The sequence below is a fragment of the Micromonospora sp. genome (assembly GCF_048594385.1).
Taxonomy (GTDB): domain Bacteria; phylum Actinomycetota; class Actinomycetes; order Mycobacteriales; family Micromonosporaceae; genus Micromonospora; species Micromonospora wenchangensis.
Map to the genome: position 1 here is coordinate 1 of NZ_JBMDWU010000571.1, position 3695 is coordinate 3695.

General features: G+C 75.7%; 3 protein-coding genes and 2 pseudogenes. 2 read left to right on the forward strand and 3 right to left on the reverse strand.

Annotated elements, in window-relative coordinates; genetic code table 11:
- Window positions 1-167: pseudogene (locus ACOJTC_RS30140) on the reverse strand (NfeD family protein); the annotation flags it as partial.
- A 93-nt stretch (window positions 168-260) separates the two neighbouring features.
- Here ACOJTC_RS30140 and ACOJTC_RS30145 point away from each other — a divergent pair.
- Entirely contained in the window at window positions 261-1574 is a 1314-nt protein-coding gene (locus ACOJTC_RS30145) for a serine hydrolase domain-containing protein (protein ID WP_420119419.1), read from the forward strand.
- Window positions 1575-1606: 32 nt separating this feature from the next.
- On the opposite strand, the gene ACOJTC_RS30150 is transcribed toward ACOJTC_RS30145, so the two are convergent.
- A complete protein-coding gene (locus tag ACOJTC_RS30150; protein ID WP_420119420.1) occupies window positions 1607-2419 on the reverse strand; it encodes a DUF3097 domain-containing protein in 813 nt (270 codons plus the stop codon).
- Between the two features lie 231 nt (window positions 2420-2650).
- Here ACOJTC_RS30150 and ACOJTC_RS30155 point away from each other — a divergent pair, with 231 nt between their 5' ends.
- Entirely contained in the window at window positions 2651-3445 is a 795-nt protein-coding gene (locus ACOJTC_RS30155) for a hypothetical protein (RefSeq protein ID WP_420119421.1), read from the forward strand.
- Window positions 3446-3501: 56 nt separating this feature from the next.
- Here the strand turns inward: ACOJTC_RS30155 and ACOJTC_RS30160 are convergent.
- A pseudogene (locus ACOJTC_RS30160) lies at window positions 3502-3695 on the reverse strand (HAD hydrolase-like protein); the annotation flags it as partial.

Below are 3695 nucleotides of genomic sequence, written 5' to 3' on the forward strand. Positions count from 1 at the left end.
GACACCACGGCGAAGACCACCGCCTGCACGGCGACGGGCGCACCCAGCGCGGCGGCCCCGGCGGCGGCGAACGCGCCGACCGCGAACATCATCAGAAACAGCGTCGTCGTGAAGATCTCGGCGACGGCCAACAGCACACCCAGCACGATCCACACCACGGCGTCCACCCCTCGATCGTGACACGTCCACGCGAATCCACCCACTTCTGGTGATCAGTAAGCTCGGTTCAGGCCCGAACCGACCCCGCGAAGGAGCTGCTGGTGACCCTGCTCGCCGAGACCGCCCGCCGGATCGACACCCTCGTGGCGCAGGCCCAGGCCGCCGGGCGCGCCCCCTCCCTGGCGCTCGGGATCGTCCGGGACGGCACGCTGGTCCACCTGGCCACCGCCGGCGACCACCCGCGCCCCGACGCCGACCTCCAGTACCGGCTCGGCTCGATCACCAAGACCATGACCGCCACGCTGGTCATGCGGGAACGCGACGCCGGCCGGCTCACCCTGGACGACCCGTTGGAGCGGCACCTGCCGGGCACCGCCGTCGGCGGGCTCACCCTGCGCCAGCTCCTCAGCCACGCCAGCGGCCTGCAGCGCGAGCCCGACGGCCCGTGGTGGGAACGCACCGAGGGCACCGACCTGGCCACCCTGGTCGCCGGCCTCACCACGGACAAGATCGGCCACCCCGCCTGGCGCGGCTACCACTACTCCAACCTGGCGTACGGGCTGCTCGGCGGGGTGCTGGAGCGGGTCACCGGGACGCCCTGGGCGCGGCTGCTCACCGAGCGCGTCCTCGACCCGCTGGGGCTGCGCCGCACCACCTACCGCGCCACCGAGCCCTACGCGCCGGGGTACGTGGTGCACCCGTGGCACGACACGCTGCGGGAGGAGCCGCGTACCGACACCGGGGCGATGGCCCCCGCCGGGCAGCTCTGGTCGACGGTCACCGACCTCGCCCGCTGGGCGGCGTTCCTGGCCGACCCCACCGACGAGGTGCTGGCCGCCGACACCCTCACCGAGATGTGCACCCCGGTGATGATCAACGACCTGGACTCCTGGCGCGGCGGGCACGGGCTGGGGCTGGAGCTGTACCGCGACGGCGACCGGGTGTACGTGGGCCACGGCGGCTCGATGCCCGGCTACGTGGCCGCCCTCACCGTGCACCGGCCCAGCCGGACCGCCGTGGTCGGCTTCGCCAACTCGTACGGCTTTCGCACCGGGCACATCGGCGGGCTGTCCCGGCAACTGCTCACCCTGGTCCTGGACGCCGAACCGACCCCGGTCGTGCCCTGGCGTCCGGCCGCCGCCCCACCCCCGGCGGAACTGGCCGAGCTGACCGGCCGCTGGTGGTGGATGGGCCTCGAGTACGAGGTCCGGGCCGACCCGGCCGGCGACCTGTGGGCCGGCCGGCCCGGCGAGCCGACGCTGCGGTTCACCCGGACCGGACCGGACCGCTGGCGGGGCCGCTCCGGCGAGGAGGACAGCGAGGTCCTCGCCGTGCTGCGCGACCCGGACGGGCGGGCGGTAGGCCTGGACATCGGCACCTTCGTCTTCACCCGTACCCCCGACCAGGAGCCCTGACCGCCCCGCCGGGGCCGGGCCGGCCGTGGGTGTCAGTCGGGTTCGGTGACGAAGTCGATCAGGCGTTCCATCGCGTTGATCAACGGGGTCTCCACGTCGGCGAAGCTGTCCACCCGGGACAGGATGCGCCGCCACATGTCGGCCGGCTCGGCCACCCCGAGGGCCGCGCAGACACCCTCCTTCCACGGCCGGCCCGGCGGCACCACCGGCCAGGCCCGGATGCCCACCGCGGTCGGCTTGACCGCCTGCCACACGTCCACGTACGGGTGACCGGTGACCAGCACGTGCGGGGAGTTCACCCGGGCCACGATCCGGCTCTCCTTGGAGCCGGGCACCAGGTGGTCGACGAGCACCCCGAGCCGGCGGCCGGGGCCGGGAGCGAAGTCGCGTACCTCGGCGTCGAGGGCGTCGATGCCGTCCAGCGGCTCCACCACCACGCCCTCGATCCGCAGGTCGTCGCCCCAGATCCGCTCCACCAGGGCGGCGTCGTGCACGCCCTCCACCCAGATCCGGCTGGCCTTGGCCACCCGTGCCCGCACGTCGGCCACGGCGATCGACCCGGAGGCGGTCCGGCGGCGGGCGGCGGGCACCGGGGCACGGGCCGGCCGGCGCAGGGTCACCGGCTCCCCGTCGAGCAGGAACGCGGCGGGCAGCAGCGGGAAGACCCGCCGCCGGCCGTGCCGGTCCTCCAGCACCACCGCCGACGCCTCGAACCCGACCACCGCGCCGCAGAACCCCGAGTCGGCGTCCTCCACCACGAGATCCGGTTCGGCGTCGACCTCGGGGGTGACCTTCCGTCGCCGCCAGTCGCCCGCCAGCACGTCCTCGCCGTATCGCCCCGCCATGTCGAGCACGCTAGTCTCCGTCGCGCCCCGGCACCTCCCGACGCGCCCGCCCGATCCGACACGCCGGCCGTCCGGCCACCGTCCCGCCCGGCCGCGCACCCCGCCGGGCGCGTGTCCGCGCCGCAGCGGGCCGTGCCCGCATGGCCCGCCACCTGCGGCGGTGGGCGGACCGGACAGCCGACGATCCGGCAGTCGAGACAGGGGCGGCGGGGAGCACGTACCCTTTTCGGCATGTCCTCCCCCGCAACGGGCGCGGCCACAATGGCCGCGCGCCGGTCGAGCCGTTTCGTGGCCTGGGTACGCGCCTGGCGGGCCGGCCTCGTGCCCTTCGACGAGGTCGCCGAGTCGGTCGCCGGCGACGAGGAGCACCTGGTCGCCGACGCGCCGGGCACCTGGCGGGACGTGCCGCTGCGTGAGGCCGTGCCGGCGCTGGCCAAGCTCTCCCCCGACGAGATCCGGTTGGTGCTGCCCGCGCCGGGCGACCCCCGGGGGCTGCCCGGTCCGGGCGACTTCGCCGGGGCGGCGCTGCTGGCCGGGGAGGCCGTGGTGGCCGGTGCGCTCGGGCTGATCCCCGAGGTGCGCACGCACACCTCCGGCTCCGGGATGACCTGGGAGACGGTGCTGTGGCGGGTCTACCCGCTGCCGGCCGACGCGGCGAGGGCGTCGCTGACCGCGCCGGGGGCCGCCGAGGCGGAGGCGGAACTCGCCACCGCGCTGGCCGAGTCCACCGCCGCGTTGACCCGGCTCGACGTGGCCCAGTGGCGGCCCGAGCTGGCCGGGGCGCTCGCCGCGCTGCGTCGCCCGGACGGCGCGACCGACCTGCCCCCCGGGTTCGACCCGCGTTCCCGGCGGCTGTTCGCCCGCGCCGCCGTGCTCGACCGGGTGCTCGCGCTGGCCGGGGAGAGCGCCCCCGGCGGGGCGATCAACAACCATGAGGCGCAGCAGCGCGACGCGGCGCTGCGCCCGCTCACCCCCGCCTGCCGGCAGGCGCTGGTCGCCGCCTGCAACGCCCCGCTGCGTCCCTGACCGCGCCCGCCCCGCACCGGCCCCCGCCCGCACCCGGTCGGGCGGGCCGGTACGGGTCAGATCTCGTCGATCAGGTCGAGCACCGAGTCGACGATCCGCGACGGCCGGTACGGGTAGCGTTCCGTCTCGGCCCGGGTGCTGATCCCGGTGAGCACCAGGATCGTCTCCAGCCCCGCCTCCAGGCCTCACAGGATGTCGGTGTCCATCCGGTCACCGATCATCGCGGTGCTCTCCGAGTGGGCGTTGATGG